This window comes from Mesorhizobium sp. NZP2234 (assembly GCF_013170765.1).
In the GTDB taxonomy this organism is placed as follows: Bacteria; Pseudomonadota; Alphaproteobacteria; order Rhizobiales; family Rhizobiaceae; genus Mesorhizobium; species Mesorhizobium loti_D.
In genome coordinates this window covers 898,375-911,431 of sequence record NZ_CP033364.1, presented here as the reverse complement: position 1 = coordinate 911,431, position 13,057 = coordinate 898,375, and the positions used below count along the sequence as shown (strand labels likewise).

The window sequence follows — 13,057 nt, the reverse complement described above, 5'->3', positions numbered from 1 at the left end:
CTCACCCACCTTCGTCATCCTGGGGTCTGCGCTGCGTCGCTTCGCTCCTTGCTTCGCCCTACGATGACGAAGTCGAGTAGGCTTACCCCCGCTTCAACGCCTTCCCCTGCTCGAAAAACCCCTTCCACGGATCGGCTTGCGCCAGCTGTTTCAGCGTCGTCTTGTCGCCGATCGGGAACGCGTTCGGCGCCAGCCCGGCCTCGATCTCGGCCCAGGTCACCGGCATCGACACGGTAGCCCCCTTCTTGGCCCTCGACGAATAGGGCGCGACCGTCGTCGAGCCGCGGCCGTTGCGAAGATAGTCGACGAAGATTTTCCCGGTGCGCGCCTTCTTCGACAGCGTCGCCGTGTAGCGGCCGGAGGCGCCCTGTTCGAGCGCCTTGGCGAAATCATGGGCGAAGGTCTTTACCGCATCCCAATCCGCCGAGGGCTTGAGCGGCACCAGCACGTGATAGCCCTTGCCGCCCGATGTCTTGACGAAATTCGGCAGCGACAGCTCGTCGAGCTTGCCCCTGATGTCAAGCGCCGCCTCGCGTACCGCTTCCACGTCGACACCCTCATCGGGGTCGAGATCGAAGATGATCTGGTCCGGCTGTTCGAGCTTGTCGATCGTGCAACCCCAGATATGGATCTCGACCACCCCGTACTGGACGAGCGCCGCGACGCCATCGAAATCCCGGACGAACAGGATTTCCTCGCCATCGGTTGGGTCTTTCATCCGCGCGATCTTGTCGCTCATGCCGGCCGAGGCGTGTTTCTGGAAAAAGCGTGGCCCGCCGACGCCGTCCGGCGCCCGCACCAGGCTGAGCGGACGGTTGACGACGAACTGCTCCATGCGCGGCCAGACCTCCGCGTAATGGTCGAGCAGGCCTTGCTTGGAGATCTTTTCGTCGGGCCACAGCAGCTTGTCGGGGTGGGAGAGCTTGACGGTGGTCGTTACCGCCCCGGCGGATTTGCCGGCGCCGCTCGACGACGGCTTGGCCTTGCCTGTCGCTGCCTTGGGCCTTTCCTGCACAACGTCCTCCGCCGGCTTGTCCTCGCGCAGCCCCTGGAACGAGGCATGGCGTATTATACGGTCCGAGGTCCAGCTGCGAAACTCCACTTCGCCGACAAGCTCCGGCTTGACCCAGACCAGACCCTTGCCCTTCGGCACGGCCCTGTCGAAAGGCGAATCCTTGGCCTTCAGCGCATCGAGTTTTGTCTTCAGCTCCGTCGCACCCTTGGCGGAGAAGCCGGTGCCGACGCGCCCGGCATAGTGTAGCTTGGCGCCCTCATAGTAGCCGACCAGCAGCGAGCGCAGCCCGCGCCCGGTCTTGTCCGACGGCAGATAGCCGCCAATGACGAATTCCTGCCGCGCCGTGCATTTCGACTTCACCCATGTCGGGCCGCGCCCGCTGCGATAGGGCGCATCGGCACGCTTCGAGACGACGCCTTCCAGCCCCATGCGGCAGGCATGCTCCAGCATGATCTTGCCGGGCTCGGAAAAGTGGTCGGAGAAACGCACCGCCGGGTTTTCGGGCTGCTTGCCGAGCAGCTCCTGCAAGGCCTGCTTGCGCTCGACCAGCGGTTCGGCGCGCAAATCCTTGCCGTCGAGGCGCATCAGGTCGAACACATAGTAGATGAAGCGATGTGTCCGCTTTGCCGACAAATCCTGCTGCAGCAAGGCGAAGGACGAGACGCCGCTGTCGGCCAGTACGACGATCTCGCCGTCGATGATGGCATCGCTGCATTTCAGGGCAGCGAGTTCGGTGACGATTTCGCCGTCGAATTTCTCCGTCCAGTCGAGTCCGGTGCGGGTCAAGAGGCGCACATCGGTACCGGCGATCTGCGCCTGCATGCGATAGCCGTCGAATTTCACTTCGTGCAGCCAGTCCTTGCCCGGCGGCGCATCCCGTTCGAGTGTCGCCAGCTGCGGTTCGATGAAGTCGAGTTTCCGGGCGGCCGCCTTCGCGTTGCCGGCCGCCGGCCTGTTCGAATGCCAGACGTCGGGCTTTCGGCCTTTCGCCGTCTTGCCTTCGCCGATCTCCTCGATCGTCAGGCCGGACTTCACCGATTGCGGCGCTTCCTTCAGTATATCCTCGCCCGGGCGCGCCGCTGCATCGTCCGATTTGATCAGCAGCCAGTTGTCGCGCTTCTCGCCCGGACGCGGTTTCAGCCTGACCAGATGCCACAGCCCATGCAGCTTGTGACCCTTGAGCTCGAAGTTGATATGGCCTTTCTTCATCGCCTTGGCCGGGTCGGTCTCGGGCACCCATGTCCCTTCGTCCCAGACGATGACCGAGCCGCCGCCATATTCGCCCTTGGGGATCGTGCCCTCGAACGGAGCGTAGTCGATCGGGTGGTCCTCGACATGGACGGCCAGCCGCTTCTCATGCGGGTCCAGGCTGGGGCCACGTGTCACCGCCCAGCTCCACAGCACGCCACCATGTTCCAGCCGAAGGTCGTAATGCAGCCTGGTCGCCGCATGCTTGTGGATGACGAAAATGCCGCCCTCCTCGCTTTTCCCGGTCCGCGCGACCTTGCCGGCCGGTTCCGAGGTCTTCTTGAAATCGCGCTTGGCGTTATATTGCTCGAGGCCGGCCATTTGTTCCCTCAGGCCGATTTGCGCTTGGGCGCGGCCGCTTTCGGCTTGGCGCGCTTGGCCGCCGGTTTGGCTTTCGCGGACGACGCTTTCGTAGAGCCTGAATCCGAGGAAAGGCTCTTCTTCAGCGCATCGAACAGGTTGACGACATTCGAGGGTTTGGGCGTCGCCTGGGCCTTGGGCGCCTTCTTGCCGGCCTTCTTGGCGCGGATCAGTTCGAGCAGCGCGTCCTCATATTTGTCGTCGAATTTCGACGGATCGAACTTCGCCTTCTTCTTGTCGATGATCAGCTCGGCCAGATCGGTCATCTCCTGGTCGGTCTTCACCGCCTTGATCTCGCCGAACACGCTGTCCGGCTGGCGCACCGTATTGTCGTAGCGCAGTGTCGTCAGCACCATGCCCTTGCCGAGCGGCTCGATGACCACGGGGCGTTCCCGGCTGTAGAGCACGATGCGCGCCAGCCCGGCCATCTTCTTGCCCGCCATGGCATCGCGGATGACGGCGAAAGCCTCCTCCGACACCTTGTCGGCCGGCGCGACATAATAGGGCGTGTCGAGATAGATCTGCTGGATCGAGGCTTTGTCGACGAAACCGTCGAGGCTCATCGTGTGCGAGGATTCGATCTGCACCGCCTCGATCTCGTCCTCCTCGATATGGACGAAGTCGCCGTCGTCCAGCTCATAACCCTTGATCTCGTCGCCATCCTCCAAGGGCTTGCCGGTTTGCGCGTCGACATAGATGCGTTTCACCGTGTTGCCGGTCTTGCGGTTGAGAATGCGGAACGAGACCTTTTCGGTATGGGTGACGACATTGGTCAGTTCGACCGCGCAGGTGACCAGCGACAGCTTCAGATAACCCTTCCAGGCAGGGCGCGGCGCCATGGCAATTCCTTTCCGCGATCAGATGAAGGGAAGAACGGGCAGGGCGCGCTCCAGTTCCGCACGCGCGTGACATCAGGCATGCCAAAGCGCGCCTGAGCCATTGTGGCGGCCAAAACGGAAATTTCACCGCTGGTCAAAAATTGGAAACAGAACCGCGCCCAGGCGACATTCAAACGAAACATATGTGATGCAAAAGTCACACTCGGCGGAATGGCGACAAAAGGCATGGAAACACCCCGAATCAGCCGCATTCCGGCCACGAAGCAACGGGTTTTCGACCAGAAATTAACATCACGTTCACCGACTATTCACGCCTCGATGCTATCATCCGCGCAATTCGGAAGGGACATCCGAAAATCGGGACAGGGACGGGTAAAATGAACTTCCTAACGCACCTCATCGGCTATGCCGCCGCCATTCGCGAATTCGTCGCGCCGACCTATCGGCCGGAGCGCTACTACATGCGCGGCCCCGGCCCGGCTTGCGCCCGTCGCGGTACCTCGCTCGGCGCGCACTGACCATGACGTTCGAGAGCCGCCACAACAGCCGGATCTGCCGGCCAGGCGCCAACTCCCGCGCCACCACCTATCGCGCCGAGCGCCCGGCTTTCGCCGACGAGCGGCGCTCGACAACGCCGCGTCTTTGACCACCTACGGCTGGTGTCCCAGGACACGAGCAGCCCAGGCCCGCGTGACCGACCTTCCTCGGTCTAGTCTGCCAAGCCAGTCCTCCCGCTGAACCATCTTTCGATGCAAGCCGTCCGTCGATCGTCTTCGACGGCGCCTGCCTGCTGTGCTCCGGCTTCATTCGCATGCTGGCGAGGCAGGCACACCATGGTTCAGCTCAATCCGGCAGGGCGGCGATCGCGACAATTTCAATGACGATGTCGGCTTGAGCGAGCGCTGCAACGCCGATCACCTCCGAGGGCGGTGGGTTGTTGTAACTGCAGTGCTTCGGGCAATGCTCGGCGAAGAATGCGTCCAGAACGTCCAGGCGAAAATTGGGAGAGCTGAGAACGCCGCCATCGGGAAATGGTCCTCTGACAAAGAACGTCAGTTTGACGAGGTGTTCAAGCGTGGTGCCCAACTCCTCAAGATCGGATTTGATATTGCCCAGAACCTCAAGCCACTGCGCCGCCGCATCGCCAGCGAAACGACCGCCCCGCTTGCCCATAGGATCGTAGTCGGCGGCGGTCGCCGTGTTTCCACAGAGGTAAGCGAATCCCTTCGCTCCGCTGACAACTGTCCCCTTGCCCCACGGCATCAACCGGTCGTTTTTGAATTTCCTGTGGGTCACGAGTTCCATTTCTCATCTCCCATCTCTGGTGTGACGTGCCCGGATCATAAAGGCTGGTCGCAAGGATAGTGCTGCGAGGCATGGTCGCCAGTCCGCGGCCGGCCGCCTGGTGAAACCTGGTCCTTGCGAAACCGCGTGACGAAGCCGAAAATTTTTCTTGGCGCGCTGTCGAAATCGGTCGTCGCCGCGCGACATACGTCTGGCCCCGCAAGGACGCGGCCTTCGAAACCACGGGAGAAGAACCATGCGATACATGCTGATGATCAACAACGACGAAGCCGCGATGGCGGCCATGCCGATCGAGAAGGCCCGGCAGATGAGCGCGGCCTATAGCGCCTATACCGACGCGTTGAAGAAATCAGGCGCGTGGCTGGCCGGCGAAAGGCTGCGCCCGACCCAGGCGACCACCTCGGTGCGGATCGCCGACGGCAAGACCAATGTGATCGACGGCCCCTATGCCGACACCAAGGAGCAGCTTGCCGGCTTCTACATGATCGAGGCGGCCGACATCGATACCGCCATCGAATGGGCGGCGCGCTGTCCGGCGGCCAGCACCGGCACGGTCGAGTTGCGGCCGATCTGGGAAATGGCCGACTACCTGCCCAAGGATTGACCGCGTTGGACAGTCGCCCGGATATCGCCCGGGCGGCCGCCGAGGCCGCCGCCAGGCAGAGCTATGGCAAGCTGGTCGCCTGGCTCGCGGCGCGCACGCGCGACGTGGCCGCGGCCGAGGACGCGCTGGCCGACGCCTTTGCCGCGGCGCTCGAACGCTGGCCGAAATCGGGCGTGCCCGAAAAGCCGGAAGCCTGGCCTTTGGCCGTGGCGCGCCGGCGTCGTGTCGATGCGGTGCGGCGGCGGCTCACCCGGGAGGCCGCCCGCGATCATCTCAAGCTGATCGCCGAGGAGATGGAGGCGCGCATGACCGACGAAGATCTGCCCGACGAACGGCTGCGGCTGATGTTTGCCTGCGCGCATCCTGCGATCGAACCGGGCGTGCGGGCGCCGCTGATCCTGCAGACCATCCTCGGCTTCGATGCCGCGACGATCGCTTCCGCCTTCCTGGTCTCGCCGGCAACGATGGGCCAGCGCCTGGTGCGCGCCAAGACGCGCATCCGTGAAACCGGCATTCCGTTGCGGGTTCCGGAGCGGGCCGAACTCGGCGAGCGGCTGGACGCCGTGCTGGAGGCGATCTACGCCGCCTTCGCCGAAGGCTGGTCCGATCCGGCCGGCACCGAGACGCGGCGCCGCAACCTCGCCACCGAGGGCATCTGGCTCGGCCGCCTGGTCGCCACGCTGATGCCGGAGGAGCCGGAAGCGCTTGGCCTGCTTGCGCTGATGCTGTTTGCCGAGGCGCGCCGCGCGGCCCGGCGTAGCGCCGAAGGCGAGTTCGTGCCGCTGGCCGAACAGGACTGCGACCTTTGGGACCGCGCCCTCATCGATGAGGCGGAGGCGCTTCTTTCCCATGCCGCGGCGAGCGGCGTGGTCGGCCGCTACCAGCTTGAGGCAGCCGTGCAGTCGGCCCACGCCGCGCGACGGCTGACCGGCCGCACCGACTGGGTGGCGATCCGCGCGCTTTACGACGCGCTGTTTTCGATTGTGGGATCGCCGGTGGTGGCGATCAACCGCGCGGTTGCGCTCGCCGAAACGCAGGGCGCCATGGCGGGGCTGGCGGCCCTCTACGTTCTGGGTGACGACAAGCGGCTGAATGAATATCAGCCTTACTGGGCGGCGCGGGCCGGTCTCCTGGCCAGGCTTGGCCAGGTGCCGCAGGCGACCGAGGCCTATGACAGGGCGATCGGCCTGGAACGCGATCCTGCGGTGCGCCGGTTCCTGCAAGGCAAACGCGCAACGCTGCGAAACTGAGCTTCAGCCCGGCCACATCTCGTGCGACGTGTTGAGCGTCCTCAGCAATGGATGCTCGCGCAGCTTCGCCCACAAGCGTTCAATATCAGGCCATGCCGTCCGCGCGCTTTCGATGTCGGGATGCCAGGCCACGAGCATGACGAGATAGATGTCGGCCAGCGACATCGCCTCACCCACCAGCCAGTCACGGCCGCGCAAGGCGGCGTCGAGAACGGCGAAGCCGCGGTCCATCTCGGCGACGGCTGCCTGCTTGACGGCTTTCGTTCCGTCGGCATCGGCCGTGTAGCGGTAGGCGTAATACAGCCGCAGGATCGCGGGATAGAGCACCGACGACATGAACGCCATCCAGCGCAGGAACTCGACGCGGGCCGGCGCGTCGATCGCCGGCGCCAGGCTGGCCTCGGGATGGCGTTCCGCAAGCAGAATGCAGATCGCCGCCGATTCGGTCATCGAGCGCCCGTCCGGCAAGGTCAGCACCGGCACCTGGTTTAGCGGGCTGATGTCGAGGAACGCCGGATCGGGCCGGTCGGACTTCGGCACGTCGATCTGTTGGAACGGCGCGTTCGCCAGCGCCAGCGCGGCCTCGACGACGAAACCGCCGCTGCCCGGACGTGTATAGAGCTTGTACATGGAATTCTCCCCCCGGCCTGCACCCAAAGCAGGCCGATGGGGATATGAACCGGAAGCAGGGTGCCGCTCAAGCCGGCGGCAGGCGCCACCGGCGGTTTTTCAAAGGGCCAGCAGCCGCGACGAGTTACGCGCCGAGCCCTTCGAACAGGATCGTCGACAGATAGCGCTCGGCGAAGGACGGGATGATCACCACCAGGGTCTTGCCCTTGTTCTCCGGCCGTGAGCCGACGACGATCGCCGCCTGCAGGGCAGCGCCCGACGAGATGCCGACCGGCACGCCTTCGAGGCGGGCAACGAGGCGCGCATTGGCAACCGAATCCTCATTCGAGACCTTGACGATCTCGTCATAGATCGTGGTGTCGAGGATCTTTGGCGCAAAGCCGGCGCCGATGCCCTGGATCTTGTGCGGGCCGGGCTGGCCACCCGACAACACCGGCGAGGCTTCCGGCTCGACGGCGACGATCTGGACCGAGGGCTTGCGCTTCTTCAACACCTGACCGACGCCGGTGATGGTGCCGCCGGTGCCGATGCCGGCGACGAAGATGTCGACCTCGCCCTGCGTGTCGTTCCAGATCTCCTCGGCCGTCGTCGTGCGATGGATTTCCGGATTGGCGGGGTTTTCGAACTGCTGCGGGATGATGGCGTTGGGGATCGTCGCGGCCAGCTCGTCGGCCTTGGCGATGGCGCCCTTCATGCCTTTCGGGCCTTCGGTCAGCACCAGCTCGGCGCCGAGCAGCGCCAGCATCTTGCGGCGCTCGATGGACATTGTCTCAGGCATGGTCAGGATCAGCTTGTAGCCCTTGGCGGCTGCGGCGAAAGCGAGCGCGATGCCGGTGTTGCCCGACGTCGGTTCGATCAGCGTCGTCTTGCCGGGTGAAATCTTGCCCGCCGCCTCCAGCGCCTCGATCATCGCCACGCCGATGCGGTCCTTGACCGAAGCGATCGGGTTGAAGAATTCGAGCTTGGCCACCAGGTTGGCGACGATCCCCTTCTCCTTGGCGAACTTGTCGAGCCGTACCAGGGGCGTGTCGCCGATCGTGTCGGTGATGGAATTGTAGATGCGGCCGCGGCCGGGGACGCGGGCGGAGGTGACGGGCTTGTTCATTGGTTTCGCTCCCAGGATTTCAGGCGAGTGAGAATTTCAGGCAAGTGGCATTGCAGCCGGCAAGATAGGGCTTTCAGCCGCGCAACATAAGCTGTCGGCCGGAAATATCCGAGTGGGGCGTTTGTCTAAAACGCCGTTGTCCCGGAAAAGCATTTCGCGGAAAGGGCCGACCTCGGAATGTTTTGGCTGAAAGAGTGCTACTGGCGGGCGGCGATCGCTGCCGCCGCGCCGACCATGAAGCCGGCGGCGGTGCGGTTCAGCACCTTCAGGGCGCGTGGCGATTTCAGGAACCAGCGCGCCTTGGCGGCGAGCGCCAGGTAAGGGACCAGCACGACGAACAGGACGACGACCGTCAGAGCGGCGAGAATGCTGTAGTCGGCCAGCGTGATGGTCTTCAGGTCGACGATGGTCGGCGTGATGGCGAGGTAGAAGATCATTGTCTTGGGATTGCCGAGCGTGACGGCGAGGCCGGCGGCAAAGCTCGAAACCAGCCCGCCCTTGCCCTTCCTGGCCTCAACCGTTTCGGGCGTGATGCCGGCGGTCCAGAAGCGCCAGCCCAGAAACGCCAGATAGGCGACGCCGGCCCATTTGATCGCCAGGAACACCATGCCGAAGGTCTGCGCGACAAAGGCGAGGCCGAGCACCACGGCGGTCAGATAGGTGAGGTCGCCGACCATCAGGCCGAAGAACATCGCCAGCGCCGAACGAAAGCCGGAGCCGAGCGCACGCGCGACAAGCGCGGTGATGCCCGGGCCGGGGATGGCGGCGGCGATGCCAAGGGCGGCGCTGTAGGTGAGGAAGCCGGTGAGGGTCATGGTTTCGGTCTCGGATCGGAGAGCTTTATCGCATGGCGCGGGCCACGGTTGAATTCCCTGGATGTCCGAATCCGTTGCACCAGACATCCCGGCCTTCGTCCTGCGAGGTCCCCTCATCCGGCTGCTTCGCGGCCACCTTCTCGCTGTTCGCGGGAAGAGGGATGACGCCGGCGCCGGCAATCCGGGATGAAGGGCCTGTGCCAGCCGAGCAAGATCCATCAGGAGCGGGCGCCACCATAAGTCACGCGCCAGATGGTGCCGTTGCCGTCCTCGGTGACGATCAGGGCGCCGTCGCTCGCCACCGCCACGCCCACCGGCCGGCCCCACACCTCGCCATTGGAGACCACGAAGCCGGTCATGAAATCCTCGTATTCGCCGGTCGGCTTGCCGCCCTTGAACAGCAATCGGACGACCTTGTAGCCGGTCCTGTTGCCGCGGTTCCACGACCCGTGCAGGGCCACGAAGGCGTCGCCCCTGTAGTCCTGGGGAAAACCGGTGCCGGCCGGAAAATCCTGGCGGTCGTAGAAGGCGATGTTGAGCGGCGCCGAATGCGCCTGCATCAGCACATCGGGAATGGTTGCCTTGCCGGCGAGATCGGGCCGCGCTCCCTTGTGGCGCGGATCCTCATTGTCGCCGATATAGTACCAGGGCCAGCCGTAGAAGGCGCCGTCCTTGACTGATGTTGCGTACTCGAACGGCACATTGTCGCCGAGCGCATCGCGCTCGTTGACGACGCACCACAGCGCCCCGGTCGCCGGCTGCACGGTCATGCCCGAACAATTGCGCAGGCCGGTGGCGACGATGCGGCCGTTCTTGCCGTCCGGGTCGAAGGCCAGCACGTCGGCGCGGCCGTCCTCGGAGCCCCATGTCGCGCCAAGCGGCTTCGACTTGATCCACGCTTCTAGGCCGCCATCCGGCGCCTTGCCCATGTCCTCGGCGATGTTCGAACCCGAGCCGACCGACAGATAGAGCGTCTTGCCGTCAGGCGAAAAGACGATGTCGCGCGTCCAGTGGTGGTTCGAGGGAATCTTGTCGACGATGGTCTGCGGTTCGCCGGCGGCTTTCAGCTCGCCATTGCGGTAGGCAAAGCGCACGATCCTGTCGCTGTTGGCGACATAGACCCATTGCGGGTCATTGCCCGGCGGATAGAAGGCGATGCCATAGGGCTGGTTGAGATTGCGGGCAAAGATGGCGTCTTCGGCGGGCTTGGCACTGTCCTTGGACAGGCGGTAGACGCGGATCTGGTTGGCTTCGCTGTCGGCGACGAACAGGTCGCCGTTCGGCGCGATGCGCACGGCGCGCGGATTGTCGATGCCGGAGGCGATCAGCTCGGCCGAGAATCCCGCCGGCAGTCGCGGCTTCGCGCCTGCCGGCATGTCGGCGAGCCCGGCGCTGTTCGAGGCGGATTTGGTGAGATAGGGCTTCGGAAGGTCTTCCGGCTTGATCAGGCGGCGTATACCTGGCTTGTCGGCGCGCCAGTCGCCGAAGGCGGCCGCGCCTTTCAGCACCGGTTGGTCCGCCTGCTGCGCGAAGGCCGCTGTTGCGAGAAAGAGCGCTGGAAGCACCAGGCCGGCCGATCGGATCATCTTGTCCTCCATCTGGTCGCGAAGGAAACCAACGGCAGGTCTGTCCAGAGGTTCCGCCTCATACGATGCGTCGAGGAGCGAAAGACCGGTTTCCGGTCTATGTCCCGGCAGCGTAAAAATCGTCGTCGAGGCGTTTTTCCAGCGCGACGAGATCCGCCGGCAGCGGCAGGCCCATGGCGCGCATCTCCCGCAGTTTTTCGCGCAGCTGTTCCTGGATTTCGTGCTGGTCTTCCGGTTGGTTCACCATCTCCTCGAGCAGCAGGCTGATCCGGGCCTTGAATTCTTCGAGCGCCATTCTTCTTCTCCTTGCTGCCCGTCTCTTGCTATCCGGGGCGCTACCTTAACATGCGCGATATCAGCTGCGCGGTATAATCGACCATCGGCACGATTCGGGCGTAATTCAGACGGGTCGGGCCGATGACGCCAAGCGCGCCGACGACGCGGGCATCCTTGTCGCGATAGGGCGCGACGACCAGCGACGAGCCGGACAGCGAGAACAGCTTGTTTTCCGAGCCGATGAAGATGCGCACGCCCGATCCTTGCTCGGCGAGATCGAGCAGCTGGATCAGCCCGTCCTGCGTCTCCATGTCCTCGAACAGATGCCGCAGCAGTTCGATGTCGGCCTGGGCGGTGACGTTTTCGAGCAGGTTGGCGCGGCCGCGTACGATCAGCCTTGCCGGCAGGCCGCTTTCGGCGCCCGCCCACACCGCAAGCCCCTTCTCGACCAGGTCTTGCGACAGCGTGTCGAGAGCGGCTCGCGTCTCTTCCTTGATGCGGGCGATCTCGGTCCGCGCCTCGGCCAGCGTGCGGCCGCGGATATGCGCGTTGAGGAAATTCGAGGCCTCGTGCAGCTGCGAGACGGTGATGCCGGCGGGCAGCTCGACAACGCGGTTCTCGACGTCGCCATTCTGCGACACCAGCACGGCAAGCGCCTTGGTCGGTTCCAGCTGGATGAATTCGATATGCTTCAGCGCCACCTCGTTCTTGGCGGCCAGCACCAGGCCGGCGCCGCGCGACATGCCCGACAGCATCTGGCTGGCCTCGGTCAGCATGTGCTCCAGCGTCGCACCCGAACCGGAGGCCCGCACCTGTGCCTCGATGGTGCGGCGCTCCTCGTCGGAAAGGTCGCCAAGCTCCATGAAGGCGTCGACGAAGAAACGCAGGCCGGCCTGCGTCGGCAGCCGGCCGGCCGAGATGTGCGGCGCGTAGATCAGCCCGAGGTGCTCGAGGTCGCTCATCACATTGCGGATGGTGGCCGGCGACAGCGAGGAGGGCAGGATGCGCGACAGGCTGCGCGAGCCCACCGGCTCGCCGTCCCTGAGATAGGAATCGACAATGCGCCGGAAGATGTCGCGTGAGCGCATGTCGAGTGATTGAAGTGCGAGCGGTTGCGAACCCGGATCGATTGCCTTGGTCATTCGGCCAGAAACCTCCTTGTTCAGGATATAGACTTCGGCACGGCGGGCGCAACCCGGTGTCTGTGTCGGATCGTCCGGTCCGTTTTCCTTTGCGCGCTGCCCCCCATGCGTCTAAAAGCCGGCCACGATTCCGAAAAATGACTGGAAAGAAGCCCGAATGCGCCCCTCCAAACGCCAATTCGACGAAATGCGCGCCATCTCCTTCGAGCGCGGCGTCTCCAAGCACGCCGAAGGCTCGTGCCTGGTGAAGTTCGGCGACACCCATGTCCTGTGCACGGCGAGCCTCGAGGAGAAGGTGCCCGGCTGGATGCGCAATTCCGGCAAGGGCTGGGTGACGGCCGAATACGGCATGCTGCCGCGCTCGACCGGCGAGCGCATGCGCCGCGAGGCCTCCGCCGGCAAGCAGGGCGGCCGCACGCTGGAAATACAGCGCCTCATCGGCCGTTCGCTGCGCGCCGTGGTCGATTTGCAGGCGCTGGGCGAACAGCAGATCACCGTCGACTGCGACGTCATCCAGGCCGATGGCGGCACCCGCACCGCCTCGATCACCGGCGGCTGGGTGGCGCTTTATGACTGCCTGCGCTGGATGGAAGCCCGGCAGATGGCCAGCGTCGCCAAGGTGTTGAAGGACCATGTCGCGGCGATTTCCTGCGGCATCCATGACGGCCAGCCGGTCATCGATCTTGACTATCTCGAGGATTCCTCGGCCGGCACCGACGCCAATTTCGTCATGACCGGCAAGGGCGGCATTGTCGAGATCCAGGGCACCGCCGAGGGCGAGCCCTTCTCGGATGGGCAGTTCGCGGAATTGATGGGCCTGGCCAAGAAAGGCATCCAGCGCCTGGTCAGCCTGCAGCAGATGGCGGTGGCGTAAGCCATCGA

15 protein-coding genes are annotated in these 13,057 nt (G+C 64.5%); 5 read left to right on the top strand and 10 right to left on the bottom strand.

What is annotated here, in order from left to right; translation table 11 throughout:
• Nucleotides 1–82 precede the first annotated feature (82 nt).
• Genes ligD through EB230_RS04295 form a run of 3 tightly spaced genes read right to left on the bottom strand, consistent with a single transcriptional unit; the run spans nt 83 to nt 3,689 of the window.
• The gene (gene ligD / locus EB230_RS04305) at nt 83–2,584 is read right to left on the bottom strand and encodes a DNA ligase D (RefSeq protein ID WP_172371505.1); all 2,502 of its coding nucleotides are present in this window, start codon (nt 2,582–2,584) and stop codon (nt 83–85) included.
• An 8-nt stretch (nt 2,585–2,592) separates the two neighbouring features.
• Complete coding sequence (locus EB230_RS04300; RefSeq protein ID WP_056574014.1) at nt 2,593–3,462, bottom strand: Ku protein; 870 nt, start codon at nt 3,460–3,462, stop codon at nt 2,593–2,595.
• Complete coding sequence (locus EB230_RS04295) at nt 3,429–3,689, bottom strand: hypothetical protein (protein ID WP_172371503.1); 261 nt, start codon at nt 3,687–3,689, stop codon at nt 3,429–3,431. The genes EB230_RS04300 and EB230_RS04295 overlap by 34 nt, the downstream gene beginning before the upstream one ends.
• Nucleotides 3,690–3,839: 150 nt before the next feature.
• Between EB230_RS04295 and EB230_RS04290 the strand changes: the two genes are divergently transcribed.
• Nucleotides 3,840–3,980: a hypothetical protein gene (locus EB230_RS04290; RefSeq protein WP_013892047.1), complete on the top strand. Its 141-nt coding sequence runs from the start codon at nt 3,840–3,842 to the stop codon at nt 3,978–3,980.
• Between the two features lie 2 nt (nt 3,981–3,982).
• Nucleotides 3,983–4,108: a hypothetical protein gene (locus tag EB230_RS32935; protein WP_274534592.1), complete on the top strand. Its 126-nt coding sequence runs from the start codon at nt 3,983–3,985 to the stop codon at nt 4,106–4,108.
• 197 nt (nt 4,109–4,305) lie between these two features.
• Here the strand turns inward: EB230_RS32935 and EB230_RS04285 are convergent, their stop codons facing one another.
• A complete protein-coding gene (locus EB230_RS04285) occupies nt 4,306–4,767 on the bottom strand; it encodes a RidA family protein (RefSeq protein ID WP_172371501.1) in 462 nt (153 codons plus the stop codon).
• A gap of 235 nt (nt 4,768–5,002) precedes the next feature.
• On the opposite strand from EB230_RS04285, the gene EB230_RS04280 reads away from it, so the two are divergent.
• Nucleotides 5,003–5,371: a YciI family protein gene (locus EB230_RS04280; RefSeq protein WP_056574011.1), complete on the top strand. Its 369-nt coding sequence runs from the start codon at nt 5,003–5,005 to the stop codon at nt 5,369–5,371.
• 5 nt (nt 5,372–5,376) lie between these two features.
• Nucleotides 5,377–6,621 (top strand): RNA polymerase sigma factor, encoded by a 1,245-nt coding sequence (locus tag EB230_RS04275; protein WP_172371499.1) that lies wholly within the window; start codon nt 5,377–5,379, stop codon nt 6,619–6,621.
• Between the two features lie 3 nt (nt 6,622–6,624).
• Here the strand turns inward: EB230_RS04275 and EB230_RS04270 are convergent, their stop codons facing one another.
• The 6 genes from EB230_RS04270 to hrcA all read right to left on the bottom strand — a co-directional run bounded on the left by EB230_RS04270 (nt 6,625) and on the right by hrcA (nt 12,175).
• A complete protein-coding gene (locus EB230_RS04270) occupies nt 6,625–7,251 on the bottom strand; it encodes a glutathione S-transferase family protein (protein ID WP_056576325.1) in 627 nt (208 codons plus the stop codon).
• 124 nt (nt 7,252–7,375) lie between these two features.
• The gene (gene cysK / locus EB230_RS04265; RefSeq protein ID WP_056574005.1) at nt 7,376–8,356 is read right to left on the bottom strand and encodes a cysteine synthase A; all 981 of its coding nucleotides are present in this window, start codon (nt 8,354–8,356) and stop codon (nt 7,376–7,378) included.
• A gap of 197 nt (nt 8,357–8,553) precedes the next feature.
• Nucleotides 8,554–9,171: a LysE family translocator gene (locus tag EB230_RS04260; protein ID WP_056574002.1), complete on the bottom strand. Its 618-nt coding sequence runs from the start codon at nt 9,169–9,171 to the stop codon at nt 8,554–8,556.
• A 218-nt stretch (nt 9,172–9,389) separates the two neighbouring features.
• Nucleotides 9,390–10,757 (bottom strand): sorbosone dehydrogenase family protein, encoded by a 1,368-nt coding sequence (locus EB230_RS04255; RefSeq protein ID WP_081295060.1) that lies wholly within the window; start codon nt 10,755–10,757, stop codon nt 9,390–9,392.
• Nucleotides 10,758–10,854: 97 nt separating this feature from the next.
• Nucleotides 10,855–11,052, bottom strand: coding sequence for a hypothetical protein (locus EB230_RS04250; RefSeq protein ID WP_013892036.1), 198 nt, complete (start codon nt 11,050–11,052; stop codon nt 10,855–10,857).
• Nucleotides 11,053–11,092: 40 nt separating this feature from the next.
• A complete protein-coding gene (hrcA, locus tag EB230_RS04245; RefSeq protein ID WP_010912575.1) occupies nt 11,093–12,175 on the bottom strand; it encodes a heat-inducible transcriptional repressor HrcA in 1,083 nt (360 codons plus the stop codon).
• A gap of 157 nt (nt 12,176–12,332) precedes the next feature.
• Between hrcA and rph the strand changes: the two genes are divergently transcribed.
• The gene (gene rph, locus EB230_RS04240; protein WP_056573995.1) at nt 12,333–13,049 is read left to right on the top strand and encodes a ribonuclease PH; all 717 of its coding nucleotides are present in this window, start codon (nt 12,333–12,335) and stop codon (nt 13,047–13,049) included.
• Nucleotides 13,050–13,057 lie beyond the last annotated feature (8 nt).

What these genes read in the sequence shown, in the direction of transcription:
- ligD (WP_172371505.1), bottom strand. Translation starts at nt 2,584, where the DNA reads ATGGCCGGCCTCGAGCAATATAACGCCAAGCGCGATTTCAAGAAGACC.
- EB230_RS04300 (WP_056574014.1), bottom strand. Translation starts at nt 3,462, where the DNA reads ATGGCGCCGCGCCCTGCCTGGAAGGGTTATCTGAAGCTGTCGCTGGTC.
- EB230_RS04295 (WP_172371503.1), bottom strand. Translation starts at nt 3,689, where the DNA reads ATGCCTTTTGTCGCCATTCCGCCGAGTGTGACTTTTGCATCACATATG.
- EB230_RS04290 (WP_013892047.1), top strand. Translation starts at nt 3,840, where the DNA reads ATGAACTTCCTAACGCACCTCATCGGCTATGCCGCCGCCATTCGCGAA.
- EB230_RS32935 (WP_274534592.1), top strand. Translation starts at nt 3,983, where the DNA reads ATGACGTTCGAGAGCCGCCACAACAGCCGGATCTGCCGGCCAGGCGCC.
- EB230_RS04285 (WP_172371501.1), bottom strand. Translation starts at nt 4,767, where the DNA reads ATGGAACTCGTGACCCACAGGAAATTCAAAAACGACCGGTTGATGCCG.
- EB230_RS04280 (WP_056574011.1), top strand. Translation starts at nt 5,003, where the DNA reads ATGCGATACATGCTGATGATCAACAACGACGAAGCCGCGATGGCGGCC.
- EB230_RS04270 (WP_056576325.1), bottom strand. Translation starts at nt 7,251, where the DNA reads ATGTACAAGCTCTATACACGTCCGGGCAGCGGCGGTTTCGTCGTCGAG.
- cysK (WP_056574005.1), bottom strand. Translation starts at nt 8,356, where the DNA reads ATGAACAAGCCCGTCACCTCCGCCCGCGTCCCCGGCCGCGGCCGCATC.
- EB230_RS04260 (WP_056574002.1), bottom strand. Translation starts at nt 9,171, where the DNA reads ATGACCCTCACCGGCTTCCTCACCTACAGCGCCGCCCTTGGCATCGCC.
- EB230_RS04255 (WP_081295060.1), bottom strand. Translation starts at nt 10,757, where the DNA reads ATGATCCGATCGGCCGGCCTGGTGCTTCCAGCGCTCTTTCTCGCAACA.
- EB230_RS04250 (WP_013892036.1), bottom strand. Translation starts at nt 11,052, where the DNA reads ATGGCGCTCGAAGAATTCAAGGCCCGGATCAGCCTGCTGCTCGAGGAG.
- hrcA (WP_010912575.1), bottom strand. Translation starts at nt 12,175, where the DNA reads ATGACCAAGGCAATCGATCCGGGTTCGCAACCGCTCGCACTTCAATCA.
- rph (WP_056573995.1), top strand. Translation starts at nt 12,333, where the DNA reads ATGCGCCCCTCCAAACGCCAATTCGACGAAATGCGCGCCATCTCCTTC.